Origin of the sequence: Mesorhizobium sp. M1143, assembly GCF_040318435.1 — a bacterium.
GTDB lineage: Bacteria > Pseudomonadota > Alphaproteobacteria > Rhizobiales > Rhizobiaceae > Mesorhizobium.
The window spans coordinates 1-26583 of sequence record NZ_JAMYMJ010000040.1 but is presented as its reverse complement, the minus strand read 5'-3'; the positions used below and the strand labels follow the sequence as shown (position 1 = coordinate 26583).

The following is a 26583-nucleotide window of genomic DNA, read 5'->3' as shown; positions in this document are numbered from 1 at the left end:
CCGCGAGCGGTCGTCTTGACCACTCAATTGGTCAGGCCGATCTCGCGCATCTTGACGTAGACGACCTCGTCGGGCTCGCCCGTTTCCGGCAGGCCGAACAGCGACTGGAATTCCTTGATCGCCGCCTTGGTGCGGGCGCCGACGACGCCGTCGAGTTGCATGTCGTCATTGCCGAATGCCTTCAGGCCGGCCTGGATCTTGACGATGCGGGCATCGGGCGCCTGGGCGGATACCGACGCGGAAACCGGGATGGGCGCAGGCGCGGCCTCGGGCGCGGCAACTCGAGCGGCGGCCATATCCACGGGCCTCGGCACAGGATGCGGGATGCCAGCTGTTGTCTGCTTGGCGCCGAGCTGGTCGAGCAGGACGGCGTCGATCTCACCGGAGGCCGGCAGGCCAACTTTCTGCTGGTATGCCTGGATCGCCTTTTGGGTATTCGGCCCGGAAATGCCGTCGACCGTTCCCGTGTAGAAATCGAGATCCTTCAGGATGCCCTGGACCTGCTCGACGGTCGGGTCGCTTTTGACCGGTGCCGGGCCGGGCCGCAGGATGTTGATGGTGGTTTCGGGTTCGTCCGCGCCGGGGTGCGGAAAACCCTCGATGCTGCGGGTGGCGAAGAAGGCGCCGGCATGCGGAAACGGCTGGTACCACAGCGCGTTGGCGGAAACGTAGAACAGCGTCACCAGGAAGGCGGTCGACCCGCCGACCAGGACCGGATTGCGCGAGATCGCGCCGCCGAGCGCAATCGCGCCGGCCTCGAACGCGCCGCTGCGGCGCTTGACCGCCTTAGGCTGTTTTGCGGAGCGAGCCATTCCTGTCCCCTTTCGCGTCGCCTTTCGTCCTGGTCGCGGGCATCGGCAGCACGCCGTTCCTGTCGGTCGCGCTCCTCTTCGGCCCGTTCACCGGCAGGCTGATCGTGACCGTCGTCCCCTCGCCCGGCATGCTTTCGATCGACATCGTGCCGTCGTGCAGCGCCACCAGGCCCTTGACCAGCGACAGGCCGAGCCCGGTGCCCTCGAAGCGGCGCGTATAGTCGTTCTGGATCTGCATGAACGGCTTGCCGAGATTGACAAAATCTTCCTCGGCGATGCCGATGCCGGTGTCCCTGACCCAGAAATGCAGCCGCGAGCCGATCCGCTTGGCGCCGACGACGACATTGCCGCCATCGGGCGTGAACTTGACCGCATTGGAGACGAGGTTGATCAGGATCTGCTGCACGGCACGACGGTCGGCATTGATCTCCCCGGCGTCCGGCGCAATCTGCGCCTGGAGACCGATGTTCTTGGCATTCGCCTGCAGCTGCATCATCGACTGGCACATCTCGACCGCTTCGATGAATCGGAACGGTTCGGGCTCGGTCGCGTAGGCGCCGGCCTCGATCCTCGAGACATCAAGGATGGAGGTGACGACGGCAAGCAGATGCTGGCCCGACTGCTTCACCAGGCCGACATACTCCTTCTGGCGCGGGTCCTTGAAGCCGCCGAACATCTCATGCAGCAGCATGTCGGAAAAACCGATGATGGCGTTGAGCGGCGTCCGAAGCTCATGGCTGACGACCGCCAGGAAGCGGCCCTTCGCCACCTCGGCCGACGCTGCGGCCTCAGTGGCGGCAGCAAGCTCGTCGCGCAATTCGGCAGTCTCGTCGTTCTCGCGCAGCAGCAGAGTGAAGGTCTCCTGCTGCTCTTCGGCGCGCATCAGTTCGAGCTGAAATGGCCGGTAATTGTCGGCCGTCGAGGCGCTGCCGTCCTGCGGCAGCCTAACCCGAAGATCGAGCCGGCGCGCCAGGGCGCCATCGCGCATGTCGGCAAGCGCGCTGAGATAAGCAACGCGATCGGACAGGTGGATGCGGTCGAACATGCCGGCGCCGAAAAGCAGTTCCGGCGGCAGCTTCAGGATGGTGCGCGCCTTGGCCGAGGCATCCAGGACCTCGCCATGCCGGGCGACATGCAGGACAACGGCGTCGATCATATCTTCAAGGCGGTCGTTTGGAAGGAGCGCGGGCTGCGCGCGTGCGGCATCGCCGAGGGCTGCGAGCCGGGGAACCAGCGTCAGGCCCCAGGCGAGCGGCAGCAGCCAGTGCCACGCCGCGACTTGCGCCCCTCCGAGCGGGACGACAGAGCCGACAAAGGGCTGCAGCAGCATTGCGGCCAAGGTTGAGAGGCCGCCCCAAAGTGCCGCGCGCTTTGAACCGCCGATCCACCAGGCCTCGAATGGCAGTGCCAGGGCCAGCAGCGCAACCGGCGACGCCAGGCCGCCTGCTGCCGCGACGGCGCCGGCAAGGGCAAGACCGCCGGCGGCAAGGGCAACCTGGGCTGCCAGCGTCATCTTGCCCGACGCCGCCACCAGCAAGGCGGCGAACCAGCAAAGACCGAAGGCGGCGAAAATGGTTGCGACGGTGACGGCGGCGCCCATGCCCGAGGTGACCAGTGTCACCGCCGCACCGGCGGCGAAGAACGGAGCGGCAAGCATGATGCCGATGAACCGGCGCTGGCGCAGGCGATCGCCCTGGCCGATGATGGCCGGATGGACCATGCGTTCGCAACCGGCCGCCAGCGCGCCAGGCAGTTCAATATATCTGGCAGTTGTCAAACTCAACGCACTCGCACCCGGTCGTGACTGCCCCTGCTTTGCAGGTCGCTTTTGCTTGTTTGAAACTCGCATCCAGCGTTTAAGGAATGAATAAGGCTGACCGGAACAACGAGCGCGCTGCGGCAAAAATTGGAGCGCCGGCACCGGAATGCACCGCCATTTGTAGCCATAGTAAACGGAGCGTTATGTGCAAAGGGCGTGCCCGTGGCTGCGAAACCCTGAGCCGGCATGCCTGCTCTTCTGAAGATATCCATGCGCAACAATCGCTTAGATGGTTACTGCAAGGTTAAGAAAATTGCCGGCATTTGAGGCTAATGCACTGCAAAACGCCTCGCTTCGAATTTGCCTGAAATTTGAGGAAAATTTTCGCTGAGCAAGAAAGCCGTCCTTTGCGCCTCATGTGCCATTGTCGCTGATATAAAGCGGTCATTGCGCATGGACGCATGATCCGGTCATTGGACGAGAGGGCAGATCGATGGGCTTTTTGATAAGAATGGCGTTCTGGTTTTCGCTGGTGTTGCTGGCGCTGCCGCTGACCGTCGGCCCCGACGAGGATGGCCGCGAAAGCGTCGGGCCGTTCCAGGCGCTTTTTGCGGCGCGCGAAGCGGTCGGCGACATCGCCGGCATTTGCGAGCGTAAGCCGGACGTCTGCGAAACCGGCAAGTCGGCGATGCATACGATCAGCGCCCGGGCCAAGGAAACCGCCAAGATCGCCGCCGCCATGCTGGACGACAAGAGCGCCGAGACCTCGCCCGATACATCGCTGGCCACCGGCAGCGTCGCCAAGGACATCGTGCTGCCGGCGACAGTCAACATACCTGCCAAGCTGGTGGCGAAGAACTAAACACCGTTTCAGCTGTATCTACAGCGACACCGCAGGCCGGTCGGACCTCTCGATGCCTGCGGTGCTTTTCTTCTTTTTCCGTGACGCCGCAGCCGCGGATGACTATATCCTGAGCAATGGCCACGACGATCCAGACGATCCGCGACGACTTCTCCCTGCTCGACGAGTGGGAAGACCGCTATCGCTATGTGATCGAGCTCGGCGAAGCGCTGCCGCCATTTCCCGACGCCGAACGCAACGCCGCCAACAAGGTGCCGGGCTGCGTCAGCCAGGTCTGGCTGACCACGAGCCGAGCGCCGGGCGCCGATCCGGTCATCACCTTCACAGGCGATTCAGACGCTCATATCGTGCGCGGTCTGGTCGCCATCATGCTGGCGCTGTTTTCGGGACGGACTGCCAGCCAGATCCTTGAAACGGACGCAGAGGCGACGCTGAGGTCGCTTGGCCTCGACGAACATCTGTCGCCGCAGCGGGCCAATGGCCTGCGCTCGATGGTCAAGCGCGTCAAGCGGGACGCCGAGATGGCTCTCAAGCAGACTGCTTGATTGCTCTATCTTCTCTTCTTTCGACGCAATTCCAAGGGAAAGCGCTCGGCAGTTTTCCTGGAATTGTTCTAGGAACAAAAACGGCGCCGTAAGGGGCGCCGTTGATCTTGTCCATTGGAGCCGGTGTTACCGCCCCTTGCGCTTGCGGCCGAGGCCCATCTTCTTGGCCAGCTGCGAACGGGCAGCGGCATAGTTGGGGGCAACCATCGGATAGCTGGCGTCGAGATTCCACTTCTCGCGGTATTCATCGGGCGTCAGACCGTAATGGGTCATCAGGTGGCGCTTCAGCGACTTGAACTTCTTGCCATCTTCAAGGCAGACGATGTAATCGTCATGAACAGAGCGCTTCGGGTTTACCGCAGGCTTCTGCTTGTCGGCCAGAGGCTGTTCGCTTGCTCCGCCCACGCGCCCGAGAGCGGCATGGACATCAGCGATAAGGTTCGGCAATTCGCCGACCGGCACGGGATTGTTGCTGACATAGGCTGCCACCACATCGGCGGTCAGCTCGATCAGCGCATCGCTATTTCTGGAAGGTGTTTCGACGATATCCATGGTTTAGGCCCCAACGAAGGATGTTTCTGTTTGCGCCCTTTTTGGAAGATCGGGCATGGCGCGAATTTCACGCGGAAAGAGCTTCATGGATTCGCGTCCGGGCATCTTAATGAGCCCACAGACAAAGTAAGTCAATTCGCATCTTGCGCTATATTCAACGATATTCATCGAATAGTCGCTCTTCAGCTTCAATCTTTCGTGCACTCTGTAACTTCGCGATATTTTCTGGTCGGACCAGGACTAGCATGACGTAAGGTCACACCACCGCTAAATCAGCAAGGACTCATAAAGTGGGCAGCGATGCTTGGTCTATGCTTCGAGGTTTGGGCGGCTGATTGTCGGATTCGTACCAAACCGCAAGTTGCAAAGCGTTGGCGAAACACGCCGAAGAAGATCTTCGGTCTGACCGGATTCAATACGGCGTGAGGTATTTTCCATAGACCCAGCCACTAACAAAACCACCATTTTGCGCCGGGTCGTGCCAAACTTGACACCATTGATAGCGAATTGCCTGTTTCTGTTTCCAGTGCGGCTGGCCGGCGATCTCCAGAAGATTCAAGCCGCCGGTGCACTTGCCGGTCATCTGCAGGATCGTCCCGTTGGGATAGGCGGCCTGCTTCTGCGAGGTGCCGGACGGATATTTGCGAACGTTGAGCGTGTCGCCGAACGGCACGCCAGCCACTTGCCAAGCGGCGAACGCGGTTGCATGAGACTGGCCGGTGAAAGCCAGAACGGTCGAAGCGACGACGGCGAGAGCCGCAGCGGTGTTGATATGGAAATTCATCATCCTCTCCTTTTGGCTCATCTCCCGAGCCCGCCGCAACCAATACATCCCGGCCCTTGAACCCGCGCTGATCGGCGTGTTCATTTGCCATTCAAGTAATTTCTTCAGTGAGACGCAATGACCAAGACCTCAGCTTTTCCGACCGCCAGCCCGCCGAGCCCCGAGAAACACCCCGTCTTCGACACGCACCACGGCATTACCCGCACAGATGACTATGCCTGGCTGAGGGCCGAGAACTGGCAGGCGATGTTCAGGGACCCTTCCCTGCTTGAGGGCCGCATCCGCGCCCATCTCGAAGCCGAAAACGCCTATCAAGCAGTGCTTATGGCCGATACGCTAGAGCTTCGGAAGCAGCTGTTCGGCGAGATGAAGGGGCGCATCAAGGAAGATGATTCGACGGTGCCGATGAAGGATGGCCCCTATGCTTACGGCTCATCCTTCAAGCTTGGCGGCGAACAGCCCCGCTATTTCCGCATGCCGCGCGATGGCGGCGATGAGCAGATCCTGCTCGATGGCGACGCGGAAGCCGAGGGCAAGCCCTATTTCCGCCTCGGCGGCGTCGACCGTTCGGCCGATCACCGCAAGCTGTTGTGGGCGTTCGACGACAAGGGCTCTGAATTCTTCACACTTCGCGTGCGCGATCTCACCAGCGGCAAGGAACTGAGCGACCAGATCGAGGCCACCAGTGGTGGCGGCGTCTGGAATGCCGCCGATGACGGCTTCTTCTACACAAGGCTCGACGACAATCATCGCCCGTCCAAGGTGCTGTTCCACGCGCTCGGCGGCAGCCCCCTTAATGACCGGCTGATTTATGAGGAAACCGATCCCGGCTTCTTCATGGATGTCGGCGGCACGCGCTCCAACGAATGGATCATGATCGGGATCAACGATCACGAAACCTCGGAATATCACCTGATGCGCGCCGATGAGCCTTTCGCCGAGCCAAAGCTGGTGGCAAAGCGCGAGACTGGCCTGCAATATGATCTGGAAGAAGGCGGCGACATCTTCTTCGTCCTCACCAATGCCGACGGCGCCAAGGACTTCAAGATCATGACGGCGCCGGCTAATGACCCGGTTCGCGCCAATTGGGAAGAGCTGGTGGCGCACGAGCCAGGCCGGCTGATCCTGTCGGTGGTCGGCTTCAGGGATCATATGGTCAGGCTCGAGCGCAAGGAAGGGCTGCCGCGCATCGTCGTTCGCGATCGCCGCAGCGGCGAGGAGCATCTGATCTCGTTCGACGAAGAGGCGTTCTCGCTCGGCCTGTCGGGGTCCTATGAATACGACACCGAGATCATGCGCTTCACCTATTCGTCGATGACGACCCCGGCGCAGGTCTTCGACTACAATATGCGCAGCCGCGAGCGTGTGCTGCTGAAGACCCAGGAAGTGCCGTCCGGTCACAATCCGGATCATTATGTCACGCGCCGGCTGATGGCGCCGGCCGCCGATGGCGAACTGGTGCCGGTCTCGCTGCTGCACCACCGCGACACGCCGCTCGATGGCTCCGCACCGTGCCTGCTTTACGGCTACGGCTCTTACGGCATTGCCATTCCGGCGGCGTTCAACACCAACTGGTTCTCGCTGGTCGACCGTGGCTTTGTCTTTGCCATCGCCCATGTCCGCGGCGGCAAGGACAAGGGCTATGGCTGGTATGACGACGGCAAGCGGGCGCACAAGATGAACACGTTCACCGATTTCATCGCCGTCGCGCAGCATCTCGTCGCCGAGCGTTACACCCAACACGACCGCATCGTCGCGCAAGGCGGCTCGGCCGGCGGCATGTTGATGGGTGCGATCGCCAACATAGCGCCGCATAGTTTCGGCGCCATCGTTGCCGAGGTTCCCTTTGTCGACGTGCTGACCACGATGCTCGACGCAAGCTTGCCGCTGACGCCGCCGGAGTGGCCGGAATGGGGCAACCCGATCGCGTCGGCGGAAGATTACCAAACGATCGCCGCCTACTCACCCTATGACAATGTCGCCGATCACGACTACCCGCCGATACTGGCGCTGGCCGGCCTCACCGATCCGCGCGTCACCTATTGGGAGCCGGCCAAATGGGTGGCGCGGCTGCGCGAGCGCAAGAGCGGCGACAATCCGGTGCTGTTCAAGATCAACATGGATTCCGGCCATGCCGGCGCCTCCGGCCGCTTTTCAAGGCTGGAGGAGATCGCCTATACCTACTCCTTCGCGCTCAAGGTTACGGCCAAGCCCGAACCCGAGGTTACGGGCAAGGCTGAGAATGCAACGGAGGCGTCGCAATGATCGATCTATCCACCTTGACGGCTTACATAGCGGTTGTGCTTGGCTTTGTGTTTATTCCAGGCCCAGCCACGCTTTTGACGGTCGCGCGAGCGACGAGTTCCGGAACCAGGGTTGGCGTCGCGACGGGCGCGGGCGTCGCGGCTGGCGATGTGTTCCATACCATCATGGCGATGGTCGGCATTTCGGCGATCATCGCCACTTCGGCAACGCTGTTCAGCGTCGTAAAATACATCGGCGCGGCGTATCTCGTTTACCTCGGCATTCGCGCAATCATCGAGAAAATACCGGCCGATCCTACTGCCGGTGCACTCGCGATCTCCGCCAGCAAGGCGTTTCGTCAAGCTGTCCTGACCGAAGTGCTTAATCCAAAGACGGCGCTTTTCTTCCTTGCCTTCCTGCCCCAGTTCGTGCGGCCTGAAAACGGATCGGTGATGCTCCAGCTGATGACGCTGGGCATAATCTTTGTTCTGCTCGGCCTTTTCAGCACAGTCGTCTTTGCCGTGAGTGCGGGCCGGCTCGGCACGTTCCTGCGCCGCAATCCGTCGGTGGTGAAATTGCAAGGCAAGGTGGTTGGCGGCATCTACTGCGCGTTAGGCGTCCGTCTGGCCTTGCAGCAGCGCTGATGTCGATGCGAAAGGCGCGCCCGTCGAGGCGCGCCGGTCGTCACTTTTTGAATTCCAGGCTGCTCATTTTCACTCGCATTTGCAATGGCTGCGCGCTACCCATGCGCGCCACCTTCCAGACCATGACATACGCAAAGGGGCCACTATGTTGCTCGTCGACACCTATCTCGAGAAATCACCGATCCAGGGCATCGGGGTTTTCGCCAGGAACCACATTGCCAAGGGCACGCTGGTCTGGAAGCTCGACCCCAGATTCGACCGGATCATCGACGTCGAGACCTATGAAGGCGAGAGCGGCCCGGTGAAGAACTATCTCGACCGTTATTCCTATCCAGACCGCCGGGATCCGAACTACATCGTCTTCGAAGCCGACGACGCACGCTACATGAACCATGACGACGAACCGAATTGCGATGTCTCCTCGCCCGAGGAAACCTATGCCTTGCGCGACATCGCACCCGGCGAGGAACTGACCTGCAATTACAGTCATTTCTTCGAGACGGGCTTCGACTTCCTCGGTGATCGCCACCTGTAGATCGCCACCTGTAGCCGGGATCACTTGGCCGGCTTGCTGCGCACCGGGTAGCCGTTGGGATGCGGCGGCACCGCCTTGAGATAGGCGGCTATTGCCGCGCGATCTTCCGGCGGCAGTTCGGCCATGTTGTGCTGCACGTCGACCATGGCGCCGCCGACCGAATCGAAATCAGGGGTAAAACCGGTTTCGAGATAGTTGGCGATGTCGGCTTCCGACCAGTCACCGAGCCCGCCTTCGCCCGATGTGATGTTCGGCACGATGCCGCTGCCTTCGGCGGCCGCCGCGCCAGCCAGCCACTGGCTCTTCCTGGTGCCGCCGGTGATGTCGCGCGGCGTGTGGCATTCGCCGCAATGGCCAGGCCCCTCGACCAGATAGCGGCCGGCGAGTACCGGATCAGGCGTGCCATCGGCAAAGGCAATCACCGGCTCTTTGCTGAGATAGAGCCGCTTCCACAGGCCGAGGCCGCGGCGGATGTTGAAGGGGAAACTCAGGGAATTGTCCGGCGCCTTGCCGGCGACCGCCGGCAGCGTCTTCAGGAACGCATAGAGATCGGCAATATCAGCCGGCTTCATGCGGGCGTAGGATGTGTAGGGGAAGGCCGGATAGAAATGCTCGCCCGACGGCGACACGCCCTTCAGCATGGCGTTGGCAAGGTCCTCGACCGTCCAGGCGCCGATGCCGTCCTTGGGATCCTGCGAGATGTTGGGCGGCACAAAGGTGCCGAACGGCGTCTTGAGCTCGAGGCCGCCGACCAGTTGCAAACGGGCGTCACCCTGCGAGCCTGGCTTGGCGTGACAGGAGGTGCAGCCGCCGGCATTGAAAATGCGCTTGCCCCTGGCGGCGTCGCCGGGGCCGAGCTGCGCCAGGGTGTCAGTGTCGAGCTTGACCGACGCCGACAACAGCCAGCCGGCGCCGGCACCGACGACACCCAGGACAAGGGCGGCGCCGACAAATTTTTTCCACAAGGGCATTGCCCGGGATCAGCTCTTCTTCACCCGATAGGTCTTGTGGCAGGTGCCGCAATCACTGCCGAGCGTATCGATCTGCGCCTTCAACGCATCGACATCGGCGGGGGCGGCGGCGACTGCGGCCTTGACGTCGGCGAGGTACTTGTCTTCGGTCGATTTGAAGCCCGCCATGTCTTTCCAGATTTTGGGCGAGGCGGTGGTATCACCGCTGTCGCTGCCGGCCGGGAACAGCGTGTCGACATCGAACTTCTCGGCATTGACTTGCAGCGCCTGCAGCGCCGTCAGCACGGCGGCGGCATCGAAGTCTGCCTCGCCCTTGGCGATTTTTGACAGGCCGCCGACGATCTTGCCTCGTTCCTTCATCAGTCCCTGTCGGTCGAGGATCGGGTCGGCAAAAGCCGCCGAGGCGGCGAGGCTGAGCATAGAGATGGCGATAACAAGCTTTCTCATTCAATTGGCTCCAGGATGATGAGGGGTCGCGACCTAACGTTAACGGAGGGCGGGCCGGGATTATTCCCTGTCCGCCGGCCGGATTCTGCCGAATTTTGTGTGCCTGCTGCTTCAGCTGAGAAAGAAAAGCCCCGGAGTACCGGGGCTTCTCTGGGTCGATCAGGCTTTCGCCTCTTCGTACATTTCAAGGACATGGTCCCAGTTGATGAGGCTGTCGACGAAGGCCTCGAGATATTTCGGCCGCGCGTTGCGGTAGTCGATGTAATAGGAATGTTCCCAGACATCGACGCCGAGGATCGGCGATGCGCCATGGACGAGCGGGTTCTCGCCGTTCGGCGTCTTGGATATCGCCAGCTTGCCGTCCTTGACCGAGACCCAGGCCCAGCCCGAACCGAACTGCGTGGTGCCGGCGGCGATGAAGTCGGCCTTGAACTTGTCGTACCCGCCGAGATCCGCGTCGAAAGCCTTCTGCAGGGCGCCCGGAAGCTTGTTGCCGCCGCCGCCCTTCTTCATCCACTTCCAGAAATGGATGTGGTTGTAGTGCTGGGCTGCGTTGTTGAAGAGGCCGGCATTCTTGCCGAACGACTGTTTGACCACCTCTTCGACCGACAGATCGCCAAGGCCCGCTTCGGCGGCCAGCTTGTTGCCGTTGTCGACATAGGCCTTGTGGTGCTTGTCGTGGTGATACTCCAGCGTCTCCTTCGACATGTAAGGCTGCAAGGCCTCGTAGTCGTAGGGCAAGGCGGGCAATTCAAAAGCCATCGGTCATACTCCTCATGGAAAAATCCGGTGCGGATACCGGATTAAGATAGGGCTGCATTGATCTGGAACAACTCCGGAATGAAGCGCCAATTGCCTTTTAGCGGCTCAACCGGCGGAAGTCGAATGCGCCCATTCCCAATAAAGGTCGCGCGCTTTCTTGGCCACCGGCCCGGGCTGCAGATCGCGGTCCTCGATGCGGGTGATCGGCACGACCTTAGAATGGTTTCCGGTCGAAAAGATCTCGTCGGCTTCGAGAAAGTCGCGCACCGACAGCATCTTCTCCGTGGTCTTGAAGCCGTAATCGCCAAGCAGCGTCATGGTGCGCGAGCGGGTGATGCCGGACAGGAAGGTGCCGTTCGGCGCCGGCGTCAACACGTGGCTGTCCTTGACCAGGAAGATGTTCGAGGTTCCGGTCTCGGCGACATTGCCCAGCATGTCCAGCACCAGCGCATTGTCGAAGCCGCGTCCCTTGGCTTCGAGAATGGCGCGGCCATTGTTGGGATAGAGGCAGCCGGCCTTGGCATTGGTCGGCATGGTCTCGATGGTCGGCCGCCGGAACGGCGACACGGTGATCGAAAAGCCGGTCGGCGAGATCATCGGCGATTCGTAAAGGCAGAGGCAGAAACGGGTCGAGGCCGGATCGGCCGGCACGCCCATATAGCCGCCATGCTCGGCCCAGTACATCGGCCTGATGTAGACCGCTGTCTTGCCGTCGAACTTCTTCAGCCCGTCCCAGGTCAGTCCAACAATCTCATCGGCGCTCATCGACGGCGCGAGGCCGAGCGCGGTCGCCGATGCGTTCACCCTGGCGGCATGCAGCTCGAGATCGGGGGCGACGCCTTCGAACCAGCGGGCGCCGTCGAAGACGCTGGTGCCGAGCCACATGGCGTGGCTGCGCGGACCCAGAATGGCGACGTTGCCTTCGTACCAGTCGCCGTCGACGAAGGTCCATGTCGCCGATAGCGCCGCAGTCGCCAGTGTCATTGTTCGTTCCGCTTCAAAGCTGTTTGTTGCCAGGCATTGGAAGATGCTTTGACCGGCGCCGTCAACCGGCATGGAGCGGATTTGTTGAGGCCAGAGCGCCCGAAGAAGCGCTCAAGACTGTAATCGATGCTTGCACCTTGCGCCGCCTGGCCTCAAAACTGTCGCCATGCATTACGCGGCTTACGTTTTCGACGCCTATGGCACGTTGTTCGACGTGCACGCAGCCGTGCGCCGTCATGACGGCGAGATCGGCCCCGACGGCCCGCTGCTTTCGGAAATCTGGCGCGCCAAGCAGCTGGAATATTCCTGGGTGCGCACGCTGATGGGCGGCTATGCCGATTTCTGGCAGCTCACCGAACAAGCGCTCGATTTCGCCCTGCTCAAGGTTCCCTCCGCCGACAAGGGACTGAAGGCCAAGCTGCTCGAAGCCTATTGGCGGCTCGACTGCTATCCGGAAGTGCCGGCCGTGCTCAAGGCGCTGAAAGCATCCGGCGCCAAGCTCGCAATCCTGTCCAACGGCTCGCCCGAGATGCTGGAAGCGGCGGTCAAGTCGGCCGCCCTCGACCAGGTGCTGGACGATATCTTTTCGGTCGACGCCGTCAGGCGCTTCAAGACCGACCCGTCGACCTACGACATGGTGGCGACGGGCTGGCGACTCTATCCGGGCGCCGTCTCATTCCAGTCGTCCAACCGCTGGGACGTCGCCGGCGCCACCAAATTCGGCTTTCGCACCGTATGGATCAACCGCGCCAACCAGCCCGAGGAATACCGGGATTTCCCGCCGGCGCTGATCCTGCCGTCGCTTGAAGGCCTGCTGACCGGCGGCTGATCACTCTGTTGCCTTCGAGCAACAGTGGCAGGGCGGTCACAGCTTCGCCTTTGTTTGTCCACCCTCAGGCCAGAATCGGAACCGCCTATCGCGTCAGGCATTGGGGGAGGCCGACCACTGCGCCGCTTGAAGGCATTCACGCTTTCTTGCGATTCGAGACTTAAAAAAGGCAACCATGTTGAAGACCGAAATCGACCCCTATCGCCTGAGCCGTCGCGGCTTTCTGAATGCTGCAGCCCTTGGCGCCGCTTCGATTGCGGTCTCCGCCTGCACCACCACCGGACCGGCGCCGGCGCCGGTCGCACCGCCACCGCCGACCTATGTCGAGCCGCCGCTCGGCGACTATGCGACGATGTACGGCACGATTTCCGACAGCGGGTTCGAGCTCCCGGCCATCCCGATCAAGAAGATGGACCCGCAGTTCCTGCGCCAGATCGTTCCCGATCCGACCGGCCAGCGGCCAGGCACCATCATCGTCGATACGACCAACCATTTCCTCTATCTGGTGCGCGAAGGCGGCCAGGCGATCCGTTACGGCGTCGGCCTCGGCCGCGCCGGCTTCGAATGGTCGGGAGACGCCGTCGTCCAGTGGAAGCAGAAATGGCCGAAATGGACGCCGCCCGATGAGATGGTTGCCCGCCAGCCTGAACTGGAAGAATACAGCGCCAAGAACGGCGGCATGCCCGGCGGCCTCAAGAACCCGCTCGGCGCCCGCGCGCTCTACCTGTTCCACGACAACGTCGACACGCTCTACCGCCTGCATGGCTCGCCGGAATGGAACTCGATCGGCAAATCCGTCTCGTCAGGCTGCGTGCGCCTGATAAATCAGGACATCATCGACCTCTACGACCGCGTGCCGTCGAAGAGCCCGGTCATCGTGACGTCCGACATCGGCCAGCCGATGGCGGCGAGCGCAAACCGCAGAGCCATCCCGATCGATGGCGGGGTGCCGGATGGCTCGGTCCTGCTCGGCCCGGTGACCTGATCGACTTCATCGATGCCATGAAGCGGCAGGTTCCGCTCCATGCGGCAAAGCTCGCCAGGATCCCGATAGCTTTACGCGAATGCCTGGGGTTCGCATCCAAGATATGCAATGCCGGCAACAGGAGGCCAAAAAAGACATCCAGACGAACCATGGAGCCGCTGCAATCGGGGCGGCCATGCCCTGTCAATCTCGACGCTGCTGTGTTTCGTTACCGATTGATGTATATTAGACGGGAGTATGATTGCAGAGACATACATTTCATTAGATCATTGATGGCGGGGGAACGCCGATGGTGGGATTTGATTTCGATAGTCCGCCTGCCGACGGCGCCCAGGCCAACCTGTCGGCCGAATGCGAGCGCCAATTGCTGCCGCTCGTCCGTGGAATTGTCGAGGCGGCGGTTGCCGCCGGGTGGAGCCAGGAAGACGTTCTTCTGGCCATGGTCGAGCTGTCCTGGGATCTGTACGAGAAACGCCGAGGCGATCTTTAGCAGGCCTGCGTGAGCCGGATAATTCCGTAGCGCCGGCCAAGCCAGGCCATGTTTTTCTCGCGCGAACTTTTTTCTTCACTTACAATGTTTTTTCTATCCGCGGGATGCGCTACGCTGCCTTTGGGCAGGACTATGGGGGATACAAATTACCGTCCGGATTTCCGGGTTGGCTGTTTGCACGGCACGGAATTTCGATGGGCTGGCAAAGCGGCTGAGGCAAGGCTGAATGAAAAATGCGGGCGAGGTTCAGGAACGCAGCGCAGGCGCCGATCGGGTCGATCGGCACGCCCTCGACACAATCCCCGAAAATGCCAATCCCAGAAGAGCAACCATGCGGGGGAGCGGGATATGCTCTGTCCGCAGCCCTGGATCGCTCCTGGAGGGTCGCCATCGCCGAAGTCGCTTACCTCGCGGGATTTTCGGATCAAGGCCATTTGGCCACCGCCATGAAGAAGCACAAGGGAAAGAAGCCATGGTTCGGGCGATAACTGCTGCTGGATCGTCCGTGGCAATGACAGATAGTCGACCAGCTCTGTCAATGGCCGCGCGATCTATATTCAGAATACAACGCTGGATTGTGACGGCGCACTATGCACAATAACTAGGCTAAAAATGGTAAGATAAGATCGGAAAATAGTCAGGTAGCCTTGGCTAAAAATTCAAACCTGTAAATTTATAGTCAAAATCCTGGTAAAATTTTCATTTGAGCTCAAATTCTTCTTTGCAATATAAAGCAGCATCTGTAGGATTCGAAGGAACGCCCAGGAGCAAACGTGAATTCTGGGCGCCTCGATACAGCACAGGATTGGATTGATCGGCGCAGCAGTGGCAGAGACGAAGATGCAACATAGAGGCAACGTCCAGGAAAGCGCCGGGACAGAGCGGCGGCGCGCGGATCGTCGCATCTTCGACGGAATTCCGGAAAGCGCGGGGCGCTACCTGGTCACGTTTCGAGGCGGCGCGGCTCATGTCGTTCATGGGCCGGGATCACACACATTCAAAGCGGCGGAACATTTCGCTTCGGTTCTGCTTACACCCTCACCAGGGATTGCGGCATCGCTGGGCAGCGACAAAGTCCACGAATACGACGGCGACGTCGGCATGATCATGATCGTCCCAGCCGACCTCGGCGGCAAGGTGACCCGGTCATCCACCACGGAAAGCGTAATCGTGGCGCTCACCCCCGAGAGTCTCTTCGAGCTGGCAACGCGTGAATTCGACACCGGCCATGCCGAGCTTCAACCGCCGCCGTTCGGGACCGTCGACTTCCAGGCGCTGCAACTCGCGCAGTTGCTGAAGGCGGAACTGACGGATCGGGAAACTCCAAACGACTTCTATGTCGATTCGTTGGTCACCATGTTCGGCGTCCATTTGCTTCGGAACTACGCAGGAGCGCGAAAGTTGCCACAAGCCCCAAAGGGCGGTCTGTCGAACCGCAGCGCCCGGCGGGTGCGGGAATTCCTGGAGGTAAATTTTTCCAGCAAGATCGCGGTGGCCGAGCTGGCCGCACTCTGTGGCCTTTCGCCGAGCCATTTCATCCTGGCATTCACCAAGACCTTTGGCGAGCCGCCGCACAAATACCTGCTGCGGCTGCGTCTCGATTTCGCCGAAAAACTTCTCATCGAGAGCGACCTGTCGATTGCGGAAGTCGCTCATCTCAGTGGATTCTCGGACCAGAGCCACTTGACAGTCACCATGTCCAGATACCGGAACAGAACCCCCAGGCAGGTGAAGCTGCAACGTTAACGACTGTTGCGGCGCGCATGATAGTCCGCGGCGATACCTCGATTGATCTTCAGTATAGTCGAAGGTTGTGTGGCAGAGCAGTCACAGTCGTCGCGCAGGGACCAAATACCGGATTTTCCTACAAAGATTCCGGATTATTCCAAAATACCTGCACCGCGAATGTGCTCATGGTCGCGATGGAAGTCATTTGGGGCGGGGGAGCAACCAGATGATACAGCATGTCGGATTGTCCCATGGACATTCAATTCGCGGAAATCGAGGTCTTCGCGCCTAAGGCCGAAGCGGCCTGGGCTGCACTGCAACGCCAATACGCCAGCCGGATCAGCGCTGCGGAACTCGACCATCTCCTGGCCTGTTTCGTGCTTGGACTGACCTCTCCGGCTTGTGGTGAAGGCGATCCGGGATTTCATTTCGATCTCTGCCGCGCGCTGGTGGCGGTAAACCTGCCGCCGGAACGGACGGAGGCTGCACTGCATACGGTTCCAGAACCGACGCAGCCATGGGTCGCGAGCGCCTATCAGCTGATTGAAAAACAAGGCGCGAAGGTCGGTCTCTCGTTGCGGGAGAAGACGCGCAATTTCGAAGATTTTTTGGCCACCGAGGCGAATGGTGCGGCACATCAGAGCGCCTCGGCAATTGCGAGGAAAAACTAGCATGACCAAATGCGTCGAGGGGCGGAGAAGGATCGAACTTTCTTCAAGCTTTGTCGGAAACTGGATCGCGGGCGCGGCCGACAGCCGCTCGGTGCGGCGCCGCCTGATGGCGGTGCTGCGCATGGCTCACCGGGTTCTTGGATTCGGTCGCAAGAATATGGGTCTGGGAACATTGGGAAGCGGCACCAGCGTGCGTTCGGCTCTGGCCTGTGGCGTGAGCCCGGCCAGCATGCTCGGCGGCCTGGCCGCGATCGCCGCGCTCGGCCTCGCCACACCGGCCCAGGCACAATATCAGGCTGGCGGCGGTTCGGCGACCGGCGGCAACGCCGTCGCTATCGGTAACGGCGCCGCGACGAATGGCAATAACAGCGTGGCGTTGGGCAGTTCCAACAGTGCAACGGGCGACGGCACGATCGCCATCGGCTATGCGATGGGTGTCAATGGCCTCAATTCCATAGGCATAGGTGTCTTCGCAGGCGCAACCGGCGTCAATGCCCTCGCCGTGGGCGGGAACGCCAAGGCCAACGGGGACGCAGCAAGCGCTATTGACGTCAATTCGGTTGCAACCACAAGCGCGGCCGCTTTTGGCAATAATGCGCGTGCCGACGGAGTCAACTCGACCGCGATCGGCCCTGTTACCCGGGCGACCGGATTGCGCGCCACCGCGCTCGGGTTCGGGGCAACGGCATCCGGCGTGGATTCGATTGCCCAAGGTAACAGCGCCGTAGCAAGCAACCAGAATGCCGTCGCCATCGGATTCCAGTCGACTGCTACGGCGATAAACTCCGTCTATCTCGGCTCACGTACCGCGGCCGGAACGGGAGCGCTGGCCCAAGGCGCGGTCGGCATAGGCACAGATGTGACAGCATCCCAGGTCGATGCCATTGCGATGGGACGTTCGTCCGTTTCGTCGGCGCAATACGCGGTTGCCATTGGCCTGAATGCGAAGGCTACAGGAGCGGGTGGCGCGATGGCGTTGGGCCAAGGCACGATCTCGAGCGGTGTCAATTCCGTTGCACTCGGCGTTCAGGCTAATGCCACTGGAGCCGGCTCCAACGCCTTGGGCACGTTGTCCGTCGCTTCGGGAGGGAATGCCACTGCTCTAGGCACCAGTTCCACGGCCAGCAACAACTATGCGACCGCCGTAGGCTGGGGAACTGTCGCCAGCGGCGCCGATTCCGCTGCCGTAGGACGTGAGGCCATCGCGTCGGCGCTTGACGCAACGGCGATGGGGTACATATCCAAGGCCTCGGGCCAATACAGCACCGCCGTCGGCGCCAACGCAAACGCCACCGCCACGTCCAGCACGGCGATCGGCCAGAACGCGTTTGCAACCGGCGTTCAAGCATCCGCTTTCGGCGTAGGAGCGAATGCCGGCGCCCAGAATGCGGTTGCGCTGGGCGCCCTCTCCACCGCCAGCGCCACGAGCGCCATCGCCGTGGGCAACAACGCCAAGGCGGATTCGGCCGAAGCGGTCGCCTTGGGCACCAATGCGGTGGCAACCGGCGGCAAGGCCGTCTCCATCGGTTCGGGCAACACGGCTTACGGCAACGGCGCGGTCTCCATCGGCGATCCGAGCTATGCAAGCGGCACCGGCGCCTTCACCGGCGGCGCCAACAACATCGCCAACAGCGACGGCACGGCAACCGCCACAGCCGCAAACCAGGCCGCAGGCGCGGTTGCCATCGGCAACAACAACAAGGCCGTCGGGCAAGGCTCCGTGGCGCTGGGCAATGGCTCGACGGCGGGTGCAGCCGGCCTTGCCGGCAATGTCGCGCTGGGCAACGGCGCGACGGCGACGGCAAGCTCCGGCGACGTAGCGCTCGGTTCGGGCTCGGTGACCGCGACGGCGGTCGGCACCAGCGGCGCGACGATTGGCGGCACGGCCTACAGCTTCGCCGGCACGACGCCGACGAGCACTGTCAGCGTCGGCGCGCTCGGCGCGGAGCGGACCATCACCAATGTCGCGGCGGGCCGGCTCAGCAATTCGTCGACCGACGCCATCAATGGCTCGCAGCTCTTCGCCACCAACCAGCAGGTGACGCAGAACACGACGGCCATCGCTGCCAACACCGCCGACATCACCAATCTCGGCAACACGATCAACAGCATCAGCACCGGTGGCGGCATCAAGTATTTCCACGCCAATTCGACGGCGGCGGACTCGTCCGCAACGGGCACGGACTCCGTTGCTATCGGACCAGTCGCGACCGCGACGGGGACAAACGCCATCGCGGCCGGCACCAATTCGAGCGCCTCCGACGCCAACGCCTCGGCCTTCGGCAGCGGCGCCGTCGCATCGGCGCTTGACGCAACGGCGATGGGATACATCTCCAAGGCCTCGGGCCAATACAGCACCGCCGTCGGTGCCAACGCCAATGCCACAGCCACGTCCAGCACCGCGATCGGCCAGAACGCGTTTGCAACCGCCTTTCAAGCGACCGCTCTCGGCGTAGGAGCGAATGCCGGCGCCCAGAATGCAATCGCGCTGGGCGCCCTCGCCAACGCCAGCAACGCCGGCGACGTGGCGCTCGGCTCGGGCTCGGTAACCGCCGCGGCGGTCGGCACCGCCGGCACGACGATCGGCGGCGTCGCCTACAACTTCGCCGGCACGACGCCGGCAAGCACCGTCAGCGTCGGCGCGGTCGGCGCGGAACGCACCATCACCAATGTCGCGGCGGGCCGGCTCAGCAATTCGTCGACCGACGCGATCAACGGCTCGCAGCTCTTCGCCACCAACCAGCAGGTGACGCAGAATACGACCGACATCGCCGCCAACACCGCCGACATCACCAATCTCGGCAACACAATCAACAGCATCAGCACCGGCGGCGGCATCAAGTATTTCCATGCCAATTCGACGCTGGCGGATTCCCAGGCCCTGGGGACGGATTCCGTTGCGGTCGGCCCGAATGCCGTGGCCAACAATGCCGGCGACGTTGCGATCGGCGCGAATGCGGTGTCGACCGTGACCACGGCGGTCGGCGGCACCACGATCGGCGGCGTTGCCTACACCTTCGCCGGCGCGACGCCCGCGGGTGCATTCTCGGTCGGCTCGGTGGGCGCCGAACGCCAGATCCAGAACGTCGCGGCCGGGCAGTTGAGCAACTCCTCGACCGATGCGGTCAACGGCTCGCAGCTGTTTGCGACCAACCAGCAGGTGACGCAGAACACCACCGATATCGCCGCCAATACTGCTGACATCACCAATCTCGGCAATTCGATCAGCAATATTGCCGGCGACACCTCGCTGGCCTACACCGACGCCAATGGCGACGGCATCCGCTATGTGCGCACCAACGACAGGACGCTTGCCGTCGCGGACTCCTTCGCGCAAGGGATCGGCTCTTCCGCCCTGGGCTACCAGGCGACCGCGAGCGCCGACAATGCGCTGGCGCTCGGCCGCGACACCCAGGCCAGCGTCATCGGCGGCGTGGCGCTTGGCGCCGGCTCGGTTTCGGATCGGGCGGTCGCGCCCGTATCGGGATCGATCCTCTCCGGCACCGGCCTCATTCCCTACAACACCGCGGACATGAGCCTGCTCGGCGCCGTCTCGGTCGGCACCTCCACCTCCTATCGCCAGATCATCAACGTGGCCGACGGCACGCAGGACCAGGACGCGGTCACGCTTCGCCAGTTGAAGGGCGCGCTGAGCTCGTTCGCGGTGACGGGGAGCCTGTACTTCCATGCCAATTCGACGGCAGCGGATTCGCTCGCGGTCGGCGTCGATTCGGTTGCGGTCGGTCCGCGCACCACCGTCAATGGCGACAATGGCATCGGCATCGGCAACGGCGCCATCGTGCAGCAGACGGCGCCGGGAGGCATCGCGATCGGCCAGAATTCGACGGTCAACCAGGCCGACAGCATCGCCCTCGGCACCAACGCGACCACCAACGGAGCGCAGGCGGTGGCGCTCGGCGCCGGCGCAAAGGCCAACGAGCCGGGCAGCGTCGCGCTCGGCGCGGGCTCGACGACGGCGGCGGCGGTCGCCACCACCGGCACCACGATCAACGGCGTTGCCTATACCTTCGCCGGAACAGCTCCGACCAGCACGGTCAGCGTCGGCACCGTCGGCAACGAGCGCACCGTCACCAATGTCGCGGCGGGCCGGATCAGCGGCACCTCCACCGACGCCATCAACGGCAGCCAGCTCTTCGCCACCAACCAGGCGGTCGAAGCCATGCAGGGTAGCGTCGGCGACCTGAATCAGTTCGCCGTCCAGTACGACAAGGACGGGAACGGCAACGAGTCCAACTCGATTACCCTTGCCGGCGGCGACCCGAACACGCCGGTGGTCATCCACAATGTCGGGCCGGGCGTTGCCAACACCGATGCGGTCAATGTTCAGCAGTTCAACAGCGGGTTAGCACTCAACCTAGACAATTCGAAGAACTACACCAACCAGGTGGCGGCCACCACGCTGCAGCAAGCCAATGCGTATGCGGACTCCAAACTCAGCCAGCTCAACATGGACATGGGAGAGGTCAGGGGCGAGGCGCGCCAGGCTGCGGCAATCGGCTTGGCGGCCGGCTCGCTGCGCTACGACGATCGTCCCGGCAAGCTGAGCGTGGCCGCCGGCGGAGGCTATTGGCGCGGTGAAGGCGCCCTGGCCTTCGGCGCCGGCTACACCAGCGAGGAAGGACGTGTTCGAGCGAACCTGTCCGGTACGACGGCAGGCGGACACTGGGGTGTCGGCGCGGGCGTCAGCCTTACGCTGAACTAGAGCCCGGCCATGATCAGGCAGGCAGTCCTTGCTGTCGCGATATCCATGACGTCAATGCTCCTGTCCGGCCCGTTAGCGGCCGGGCAGGAAGCAATCCCTTCCGGCTACAGGGTAAAACCTTCCGACGTAGCGATCCCTGCGGATGCCAAGCTTGGCGAATATCAACGGACCACCCGTCCGTTCGAGAACTGGACGCTGATCTGCGACGAGAACCTGAAGGCGCGCCAAAAGGTCTGCAATGTCACCCAGATCATCGAGGACCAGGCAGGACAGGTTGCGTTCAGCTGGTCGCTTGCCGCCACCAAGGAAGGCAACCCCTACATGATCTTGCGCGCCCCGCCGATCGCCAAGAGCGACGCTCCTGTCTCGCTGACATTCGAGGGGCGCAAGGAGCCGATAAAAATTCAACTCGACGGATGCAATCAGGCCGTCTGCGTCGGCATGCTGCCGGTTGGTCCGATCATGCGCGAACAGATTTCGAAGGCCGCGGCATCCGTCATCTCCTTCCCGACCACGGATGGCAGGACGATCAACGTAACCGCGACCCTCAAGGGCTTGGCCGCGGCCGTTGCGGCGATCAATTGACGAGGCAATCGCGATGAACCAGCAATCGATCCATGACCGGATAATGTCCCGCAACCAGGGAAAGGATGCTGTCCGGGTCGGCATCGAAGACCGGAGCAGACCGCAACGAAACCGCGCGAGGACCGCTGTCTTCTCGTTGCTCGCCATTGCCGTCGTCGCCACGGCCGGCTTCGCGGCCATGCGCTACGACCTGCTCCACAATTTACTGCCGCAGCCGGCGGTCGCGGAGACCAACCAGCCCAATCCGGCCCTGGCCGAGACGCCATTTCTGCAACACGCCAAAGAGGCAGGCTTGCAGTCTTGTTCCAACATTTTCCCAGCCCTTGGGCAGATGCTGACGACCGGCACGACGTACAGCGTCCAGTCGATCTGGAACAACGAGGCCCCCGACAAACACCTCGTGGAAGCCTTGGTCGGCATGAACTACGCTACACAGGGCTACAGCGGCCCGGCGGCAGGTCTGGTGTTCGCGGCACCCACCGCATCCGTTTGCGAAGGTACGATGGTCAGGGTGGCGCCATTCGCGGCCAATTGCGCCGATGTTCCGGCCCTGCTTCCGAAAGACAGCAAGCTCGCCAACAATCTTGGACAAATCAGCGTCTATGAACTGGCCAATGGAGGGGGCAACGCGATGCTGCTGCCAACCGGCAACAGCTGCGTCGTCATTTCCGTGGCCTCGGCAGCAGGTAAACAAGGAGGCGTACAATGAGGGTGAATTCCGCCATTGCGGCGATCGGCATGCTGTTGCTTTGCGCCGGGCGGCTGGGCGCGGCGGACCTCGCCCCGGCGGCGGACGTGCCCGAGCCGCCGGCCCAGGAGGAGAGAGGCATCTGGGCGGCGATCGCCTATTCGAGCCCCGACGAGAAGCACGGCTTCTTTTGGGGCGCCGACAAGCGGCAGGAGGCGATGGACATCGCGCTGAAGCATTGCCAGAACGCCGGCGGCGGCAGCTGCGCCGTGGTCAGCGTATTCCGCAATCATCGCCATTGGGACGATGACGACAATACCGGCTTTCCCTACAAGCATTGCGGCGCCCTCGCCGTAGGCGAGAAGCCGGAAGGGCGGCTGACCAGTTGGGGCGCCGAGACGGCGCAAACACGCCGGGATGCCGAAGACCTGACACTGCAGGCGTGCGAGCGGAACGGACAAAAATGCAAGATCCGCGAGTGGGTGTGCACATGACGCATCAGAGCGAAGCAGCGGAACGCCAATCGAGGCGCATGTTTGCACTCAGCGTAGCGCCGTGCTCAAGCGGGGTCAGCCCTTTGCCGTGATGCGCATCGACGGTATGCGACACCGGCTCGAAGCAGAAGAAATCGGCATCCTGCGACGGCGAATAGAGGATGAAGACGTCGAGCAATGGCGAGGCGGTGAGCGAGATGGCGATCCTGTCCTCGGGCCGGGTGATCCTGGCGCGGCGGTCCCAGCCGTCGAAGGCGTTGTTGACCCAGCTCCGCGGCAACAGGGAGGCGTTCGAGAAATTCCACGCGGGGTAATCGGCCACCGGCGCCACGCCGACCGGCAGATGATGCTTGTCCTCCAGCCAGACCCGCGCCGCCTTCGCCTCGAGCGTCGTTCCGGCGCTGCGCGGGAACCACGGATGAAAGCCGAGCCCGTAAGGCAGGCGAATGCCGGTGCGATTCTCCACCGTGAGCGTGGCATCCAAGGCTCCGTCATGCAGCGCATAGGCGACCCGCGCCGTATATCGGTAGGGGCCGATTTCACCGGCGTCGAGGACCAGTTCCGCCTCGGTGGCGCTGTGGCTGGCAATCCGCCACTCCCTCTGGAAGCCGTCGCCATGGATTGGAAAGGCCTCCCCCGGCACGTTCGGCCCGATCGCATGGAAGCGGCCGTCGAAGGCGAAACCGCCGCCTGAGATGCGGTTCGACCAGGGAACCAGAAGCTGGCAGCCGGAGGCGCCGGTGCCATCGTCGAGGCGGAGCAGCGGCACCGTTGCGCCGCAGACCAGTGCGTCGAAGCGGGCGATCGCCGCGCCCTTTTGCGGCGCCAGGACCAGACGGGCGCGGTCGTCGCGCAGTTCCAGGAGGCCGGCCATCCCTTACCAACCGCCGTCGATGGCGATGTTCTGGCCGCTGATCATGTCCGAGGTGGGCGATGCGAGGAACAGTACGAGATCGGCAACGTGATGCGGCTCGATGCGCATCTTGAGACCCTGGTTCTCCAGGATCCACTCGTTGTATTGCGCCAGCCGGTCGCCGAACACCCGCGCCTCGGCCTCCGAAACAACCGCGCCCGGGGACACGGCGTTGACCCGGACGCCGTGCGGCCCAAGCTCCCGCGCCAGCGATTTGGTCAGACCCAGCATCGCGCCCTTGGACGCGACATAGGGCACGTAGCCGTCCCAGCGGCCGTTGAGCGTGATGGAGCAGAAATTGACGATCTTGCCATAGGCCTTCGCCTTCATCGCCGGCGCGCAGGCCCGCGCCAAGGCGAAGGCGGCCGAAGAGTTGACACGGATCTGATCCTCATACTCGGTCAGCGAGAATTCTTCGAACGGCCGGTTGATGATCAGGGCAGCGTTGTTGATCAAGACGTCGATGCCCCCTTCCCTCGCCGCCAGCGCCGCCACCGTAGCCTCCGCCTCCGCAAGCCGGTTGAGGTCGCAGCCGACAAAGGCGACGTTGCCGCCTGTCTGCGCGGCCATTTCCGAGGCAATCCCTGGCCCGTCTTCGCTATTGGGGCGATCGAGCACCAGCACGCGCGCGCCGGCCCGCGCCAGCGTCACCGCCTGGGCACGGCCGAGCGAGCCAAGGCCGCCGGTCAGAAGCACGACGCGATCGGCAAGGGCTTTCATTGCCGCCACCTCTTACAGAACGCCGTGGACTTCATCGATCGAGGTCTCCGCGACCCGCTTGTCCAGCACGATTTCGCCGCGCGCCATCGCCACGACGCGGTCGCAGCATTCGAAGACATGATGCATGTTGTGGCTGATGAAGACGCCGGTGATGCCTTGCTCTTTCAGGCCACGCACGAAGCCGATCACCTTCCTCGTCTCCTTGACGGAGAGATGGTTGGTCGGCTCGTCGAGGATCATCACCTTCGACTTGAAATGCATTGCCCGGGCGATGGCGACGCCCTGCCGCTGGCCGCCGGAAAGCTCGCCGACAAGGGCATCCGGCGAGCGCAGGTGCAGATCGACATTGGCAATCGCGCGGATGCTTTCGCTGGCCATCTTCTTCTGATCGAGCAAGCCGACGCCGAAGACCGAAAACCGGGTCGGCTCGCGGCCGATGAACAGGTTCCTGGCGATCGACATGGTCGGTACCATGGAATTGTACTGGTAGATCGTCTCGATGCCGAGATCCATCGCATCGCGCGGCTTGGCGATGCGGACAGTCCTGCCCTCGACCTTGATCTCGCCCTGGTCCGCCGTGTGGACGCCGGAGAGGATGTTGATGAGGGTCGATTTGCCGGCGCCATTGTCGCCGACCAGGCCAAGCGCCTCGCCCCGGGTGAAGTCGAGCGTCACCCCTTTCAGCGCATGGACGCCGGAATACCATTTGTGAAGGTTGTGCACGGAGATGATCGCGTCGGCCATCGCTCAATCCTCCATCTTGATGGCCTTGGCGCGCTTGCGCATCCAAGCATTGGCGACGACGGCGAATATGGTCAGGAAGCCGATGGCAAACTTGAACCAGTTGGCGTCGACATGGCTGAGCACGAGGCCGTTATCGATGACGCGGATAAGCGTCGTGCCGATGATGCCGCCCATCACGGTGCCGATACCGCCGGCGAGCGAAGCGCCGCCAATGACGGCGGACGCCACCGCCTGCAGTTCCATGCCCTCGCCGATCGAAGGCAAGGGCGAGCCCAGCCGCAGCACTTGCAGCATGCCGGCGAAGCCGGAGAGCATCGAACAGAGCATGAAACAGATGATCTTGACCCTGGTGGTCGGGATCCCCATCGCGGCGGCGGCCGGCGGGAAGCCGCCGGTGGCCTTGATCCAGTTGCCGAAATTGGTGCGCGAAAGCATCAGCGAGGTCAGCACCGCAATGCCGGCAAACCAGAGGAAGGACATGCGGAACATGTTGCCGGGGCCCACGAAGGATGTGAACAGCCAGTTCGGCAGGTCGGCAGGCAGCAGCGGCGGGAAGCCGCCCGAAACGACGACGGTGAGCGAGCGCGCCATGAACAGCATGCCGAGCGTGGTGATGAAGCTCGGTATGGCGAAGCGGATGGTGATGTAGCCGTTGATGAAGCCGATGGCGGCTGCGACAAGCAGTCCGGCGAGCAGCGCCAGCGGGAACGGGGCGTCGTGCACCATCAGCACCGCCATCGTCATCGGCATCAGCGCGAACACCGAGCCGACGGAGAGGTCGAACTCGCCACTGATCATCAGGATGGTGACGCCGATGGCAACAAGGCCGGCCTCCGGCAGGATGCCGAGAATGCCGCGAAGATTGTCCTGGTTGAGGAACACGCCATGCGAGCGGATCTGGAACACGATGATCAGCAGCAAGAGCAGGATCAGACCGGCCAGCTCCGGCTTTTCGAGATAGGTCTTGAACAGACGCTTCACGTCAGGCTCCAGGAATTCGAACTTCTGTTGAGGCATCGGCGGCGCGCGGGGCCCCCCGACGCCAACCCCCGACAGGGCCCGGCGCGGTGCGCGCCTCCCCGGGGGGGCCACGGCCCCGATGCGAGGCGGGG

At 62.6% G+C, this 26583-nt stretch carries 26 protein-coding genes; 14 read left to right on the top strand and 12 right to left on the bottom strand.

Annotated elements, in window-relative coordinates; translation table 11 throughout:
* Window positions 1-23: 23 nt before the first annotated feature.
* On the bottom strand, window positions 24-812 hold the full coding sequence (locus tag NKH35_RS22935) for a peptidoglycan-binding domain-containing protein (protein ID WP_023687231.1): 789 nt from the start codon (window positions 810-812) through the stop codon (window positions 24-26).
* A complete protein-coding gene (locus tag NKH35_RS22930; protein ID WP_023819206.1) occupies window positions 787-2532 on the bottom strand; it encodes an ATP-binding protein in 1746 nt (581 codons plus the stop codon). The genes NKH35_RS22935 and NKH35_RS22930 overlap by 26 nt, the downstream gene beginning before the upstream one ends.
* Before the next feature lie 532 nt (window positions 2533-3064).
* On the opposite strand from NKH35_RS22930, the gene NKH35_RS22925 reads away from it, so the two are divergent.
* Window positions 3065-3433, top strand: a complete 369-nt coding sequence (locus tag NKH35_RS22925) for a DUF5330 domain-containing protein (protein WP_023684546.1) — start codon at window positions 3065-3067, stop codon at window positions 3431-3433.
* Between the two features lie 116 nt (window positions 3434-3549).
* Entirely contained in the window at window positions 3550-3978 is a 429-nt protein-coding gene (locus NKH35_RS22920) for a SufE family protein (protein WP_023673679.1), read from the top strand.
* 126 nt (window positions 3979-4104) lie between these two features.
* Here NKH35_RS22920 and NKH35_RS22915 read toward each other — a convergent pair whose 3' ends face one another.
* Window positions 4105-4530: a Ros/MucR family transcriptional regulator gene (locus tag NKH35_RS22915; protein WP_023727649.1), complete on the bottom strand. Its 426-nt coding sequence runs from the start codon at window positions 4528-4530 to the stop codon at window positions 4105-4107.
* Window positions 4531-4942: 412 nt separating this feature from the next.
* Entirely contained in the window at window positions 4943-5317 is a 375-nt protein-coding gene (locus NKH35_RS22910; protein ID WP_023702200.1) for an SH3 domain-containing protein, read from the bottom strand.
* Window positions 5318-5431: 114 nt separating this feature from the next.
* Here NKH35_RS22910 and NKH35_RS22905 point away from each other — a divergent pair, with 114 nt between their 5' ends.
* From NKH35_RS22905 to NKH35_RS22895, 3 genes are all read left to right on the top strand, one after another.
* Window positions 5432-7579 (top strand): S9 family peptidase, encoded by a 2148-nt coding sequence (locus NKH35_RS22905; RefSeq protein ID WP_352916543.1) that lies wholly within the window; start codon window positions 5432-5434, stop codon window positions 7577-7579.
* Window positions 7576-8202, top strand: coding sequence for a LysE family translocator (locus NKH35_RS22900; protein ID WP_023673683.1), 627 nt, complete (start codon window positions 7576-7578; stop codon window positions 8200-8202). The genes NKH35_RS22905 and NKH35_RS22900 overlap by 4 nt, the downstream gene beginning before the upstream one ends.
* 145 nt (window positions 8203-8347) lie before the next feature.
* Window positions 8348-8737, top strand: coding sequence for an SET domain-containing protein (locus NKH35_RS22895; protein ID WP_023673684.1), 390 nt, complete (start codon window positions 8348-8350; stop codon window positions 8735-8737).
* 20 nt (window positions 8738-8757) lie between these two features.
* On the opposite strand, the gene NKH35_RS22890 is transcribed toward NKH35_RS22895, so the two are convergent.
* The 4 genes from NKH35_RS22890 to NKH35_RS22875 form a co-directional block, all read right to left on the bottom strand.
* The gene (locus NKH35_RS22890) at window positions 8758-9708 is read right to left on the bottom strand and encodes a cytochrome c (RefSeq protein ID WP_023673685.1); all 951 of its coding nucleotides are present in this window, start codon (window positions 9706-9708) and stop codon (window positions 8758-8760) included.
* 9 nt (window positions 9709-9717) lie between these two features.
* Window positions 9718-10155 (bottom strand): c-type cytochrome, encoded by a 438-nt coding sequence (locus NKH35_RS22885; RefSeq protein ID WP_023684552.1) that lies wholly within the window; start codon window positions 10153-10155, stop codon window positions 9718-9720.
* Window positions 10156-10314: 159 nt separating this feature from the next.
* Window positions 10315-10917, bottom strand: coding sequence for a superoxide dismutase (locus NKH35_RS22880; RefSeq protein WP_023673687.1), 603 nt, complete (start codon window positions 10915-10917; stop codon window positions 10315-10317).
* 105 nt (window positions 10918-11022) lie between these two features.
* Window positions 11023-11901 (bottom strand): branched-chain amino acid aminotransferase, encoded by an 879-nt coding sequence (locus tag NKH35_RS22875; protein ID WP_023673688.1) that lies wholly within the window; start codon window positions 11899-11901, stop codon window positions 11023-11025.
* Window positions 11902-12067: 166 nt separating this feature from the next.
* On the opposite strand from NKH35_RS22875, the gene NKH35_RS22870 reads away from it, so the two are divergent.
* The 9 genes from NKH35_RS22870 to NKH35_RS22830 all read left to right on the top strand — a co-directional run bounded on the left by NKH35_RS22870 (window position 12068) and on the right by NKH35_RS22830 (window position 23094).
* Window positions 12068-12730: a haloacid dehalogenase type II gene (locus NKH35_RS22870; RefSeq protein ID WP_023673689.1), complete on the top strand. Its 663-nt coding sequence runs from the start codon at window positions 12068-12070 to the stop codon at window positions 12728-12730.
* Between the two features lie 175 nt (window positions 12731-12905).
* Window positions 12906-13715: a L,D-transpeptidase gene (locus NKH35_RS22865; protein ID WP_352916540.1), complete on the top strand. Its 810-nt coding sequence runs from the start codon at window positions 12906-12908 to the stop codon at window positions 13713-13715.
* A gap of 289 nt (window positions 13716-14004) precedes the next feature.
* Window positions 14005-14205, top strand: coding sequence for a hypothetical protein (locus NKH35_RS22860; RefSeq protein ID WP_023673691.1), 201 nt, complete (start codon window positions 14005-14007; stop codon window positions 14203-14205).
* A gap of 810 nt (window positions 14206-15015) precedes the next feature.
* Window positions 15016-15951, top strand: a complete 936-nt coding sequence (locus NKH35_RS22855) for a helix-turn-helix domain-containing protein (RefSeq protein ID WP_352597551.1) — start codon at window positions 15016-15018, stop codon at window positions 15949-15951.
* Between the two features lie 233 nt (window positions 15952-16184).
* The gene (locus NKH35_RS22850) at window positions 16185-16604 is read left to right on the top strand and encodes a hypothetical protein (RefSeq protein WP_023709820.1); all 420 of its coding nucleotides are present in this window, start codon (window positions 16185-16187) and stop codon (window positions 16602-16604) included.
* Window position 16605: 1 nt separating this feature from the next.
* Window positions 16606-21327 (top strand): YadA-like family protein, encoded by a 4722-nt coding sequence (locus NKH35_RS22845; RefSeq protein ID WP_352916537.1) that lies wholly within the window; start codon window positions 16606-16608, stop codon window positions 21325-21327.
* Between the two features lie 9 nt (window positions 21328-21336).
* Entirely contained in the window at window positions 21337-21912 is a 576-nt protein-coding gene (locus tag NKH35_RS22840) for an invasion associated locus B family protein (protein ID WP_023670757.1), read from the top strand.
* A 13-nt stretch (window positions 21913-21925) separates the two neighbouring features.
* Window positions 21926-22621 (top strand): hypothetical protein, encoded by a 696-nt coding sequence (locus tag NKH35_RS22835; protein WP_023727661.1) that lies wholly within the window; start codon window positions 21926-21928, stop codon window positions 22619-22621.
* Window positions 22618-23094: a DUF4189 domain-containing protein gene (locus NKH35_RS22830; RefSeq protein WP_023687219.1), complete on the top strand. Its 477-nt coding sequence runs from the start codon at window positions 22618-22620 to the stop codon at window positions 23092-23094. Before NKH35_RS22835 ends, NKH35_RS22830 begins: the two co-directional genes overlap by 4 nt.
* A 4-nt stretch (window positions 23095-23098) precedes the next feature.
* Here the strand turns inward: NKH35_RS22830 and NKH35_RS22825 are convergent, their stop codons facing one another.
* The 4 genes from NKH35_RS22825 to NKH35_RS22810 are packed head-to-tail and all read right to left on the bottom strand — an operon-like array spanning window position 23099 to window position 26452.
* Window positions 23099-23968 carry an aldose 1-epimerase gene (locus NKH35_RS22825; RefSeq protein ID WP_352916535.1) on the bottom strand — a complete coding sequence of 290 codons (870 nt, stop codon included), beginning with the start codon at window positions 23966-23968 and terminating at the stop codon, window positions 23099-23101.
* Between the two features lie 3 nt (window positions 23969-23971).
* Complete coding sequence (locus tag NKH35_RS22820; protein WP_352916533.1) at window positions 23972-24727, bottom strand: SDR family oxidoreductase; 756 nt, start codon at window positions 24725-24727, stop codon at window positions 23972-23974.
* A gap of 12 nt (window positions 24728-24739) precedes the next feature.
* Entirely contained in the window at window positions 24740-25471 is a 732-nt protein-coding gene (locus NKH35_RS22815; protein ID WP_023692780.1) for an ATP-binding cassette domain-containing protein, read from the bottom strand.
* 3 nt (window positions 25472-25474) lie between these two features.
* Entirely contained in the window at window positions 25475-26452 is a 978-nt protein-coding gene (locus NKH35_RS22810; protein WP_023702213.1) for an ABC transporter permease, read from the bottom strand.
* Window positions 26453-26583 lie beyond the last annotated feature (131 nt).

Excerpts from the sequence above, each read along its gene's own strand:
- NKH35_RS22935 (WP_023687231.1), bottom strand. The coding sequence starts at position 812 with ATGGCTCGCTCCGCAAAACAGCCTAAGGCGGTCAAGCGCCGCAGCGGC.
- NKH35_RS22930 (WP_023819206.1), bottom strand. The coding sequence starts at position 2,532 with ATGGTCCATCCGGCCATCATCGGCCAGGGCGATCGCCTGCGCCAGCGC.
- NKH35_RS22925 (WP_023684546.1), top strand. The coding sequence starts at position 3,065 with ATGGGCTTTTTGATAAGAATGGCGTTCTGGTTTTCGCTGGTGTTGCTG.
- NKH35_RS22920 (WP_023673679.1), top strand. The coding sequence starts at position 3,550 with ATGGCCACGACGATCCAGACGATCCGCGACGACTTCTCCCTGCTCGAC.
- NKH35_RS22915 (WP_023727649.1), bottom strand. The coding sequence starts at position 4,530 with ATGGATATCGTCGAAACACCTTCCAGAAATAGCGATGCGCTGATCGAG.
- NKH35_RS22910 (WP_023702200.1), bottom strand. The coding sequence starts at position 5,317 with ATGATGAATTTCCATATCAACACCGCTGCGGCTCTCGCCGTCGTCGCT.
- NKH35_RS22905 (WP_352916543.1), top strand. The coding sequence starts at position 5,432 with ATGACCAAGACCTCAGCTTTTCCGACCGCCAGCCCGCCGAGCCCCGAG.
- NKH35_RS22900 (WP_023673683.1), top strand. The coding sequence starts at position 7,576 with ATGATCGATCTATCCACCTTGACGGCTTACATAGCGGTTGTGCTTGGC.
- NKH35_RS22895 (WP_023673684.1), top strand. The coding sequence starts at position 8,348 with ATGTTGCTCGTCGACACCTATCTCGAGAAATCACCGATCCAGGGCATC.
- NKH35_RS22890 (WP_023673685.1), bottom strand. The coding sequence starts at position 9,708 with ATGCCCTTGTGGAAAAAATTTGTCGGCGCCGCCCTTGTCCTGGGTGTC.
- NKH35_RS22885 (WP_023684552.1), bottom strand. The coding sequence starts at position 10,155 with ATGAGAAAGCTTGTTATCGCCATCTCTATGCTCAGCCTCGCCGCCTCG.
- NKH35_RS22880 (WP_023673687.1), bottom strand. The coding sequence starts at position 10,917 with ATGGCTTTTGAATTGCCCGCCTTGCCCTACGACTACGAGGCCTTGCAG.
- NKH35_RS22875 (WP_023673688.1), bottom strand. The coding sequence starts at position 11,901 with ATGACACTGGCGACTGCGGCGCTATCGGCGACATGGACCTTCGTCGAC.
- NKH35_RS22870 (WP_023673689.1), top strand. The coding sequence starts at position 12,068 with ATGCATTACGCGGCTTACGTTTTCGACGCCTATGGCACGTTGTTCGAC.
- NKH35_RS22865 (WP_352916540.1), top strand. The coding sequence starts at position 12,906 with ATGTTGAAGACCGAAATCGACCCCTATCGCCTGAGCCGTCGCGGCTTT.
- NKH35_RS22860 (WP_023673691.1), top strand. The coding sequence starts at position 14,005 with ATGGTGGGATTTGATTTCGATAGTCCGCCTGCCGACGGCGCCCAGGCC.
- NKH35_RS22850 (WP_023709820.1), top strand. The coding sequence starts at position 16,185 with ATGGACATTCAATTCGCGGAAATCGAGGTCTTCGCGCCTAAGGCCGAA.
- NKH35_RS22845 (WP_352916537.1), top strand. The coding sequence starts at position 16,606 with ATGACCAAATGCGTCGAGGGGCGGAGAAGGATCGAACTTTCTTCAAGC.
- NKH35_RS22840 (WP_023670757.1), top strand. The coding sequence starts at position 21,337 with ATGATCAGGCAGGCAGTCCTTGCTGTCGCGATATCCATGACGTCAATG.
- NKH35_RS22835 (WP_023727661.1), top strand. The coding sequence starts at position 21,926 with ATGAACCAGCAATCGATCCATGACCGGATAATGTCCCGCAACCAGGGA.
- NKH35_RS22830 (WP_023687219.1), top strand. The coding sequence starts at position 22,618 with ATGAGGGTGAATTCCGCCATTGCGGCGATCGGCATGCTGTTGCTTTGC.
- NKH35_RS22825 (WP_352916535.1), bottom strand. The coding sequence starts at position 23,968 with ATGGCCGGCCTCCTGGAACTGCGCGACGACCGCGCCCGTCTGGTCCTG.
- NKH35_RS22820 (WP_352916533.1), bottom strand. The coding sequence starts at position 24,727 with ATGAAAGCCCTTGCCGATCGCGTCGTGCTTCTGACCGGCGGCCTTGGC.
- NKH35_RS22815 (WP_023692780.1), bottom strand. The coding sequence starts at position 25,471 with ATGGCCGACGCGATCATCTCCGTGCACAACCTTCACAAATGGTATTCC.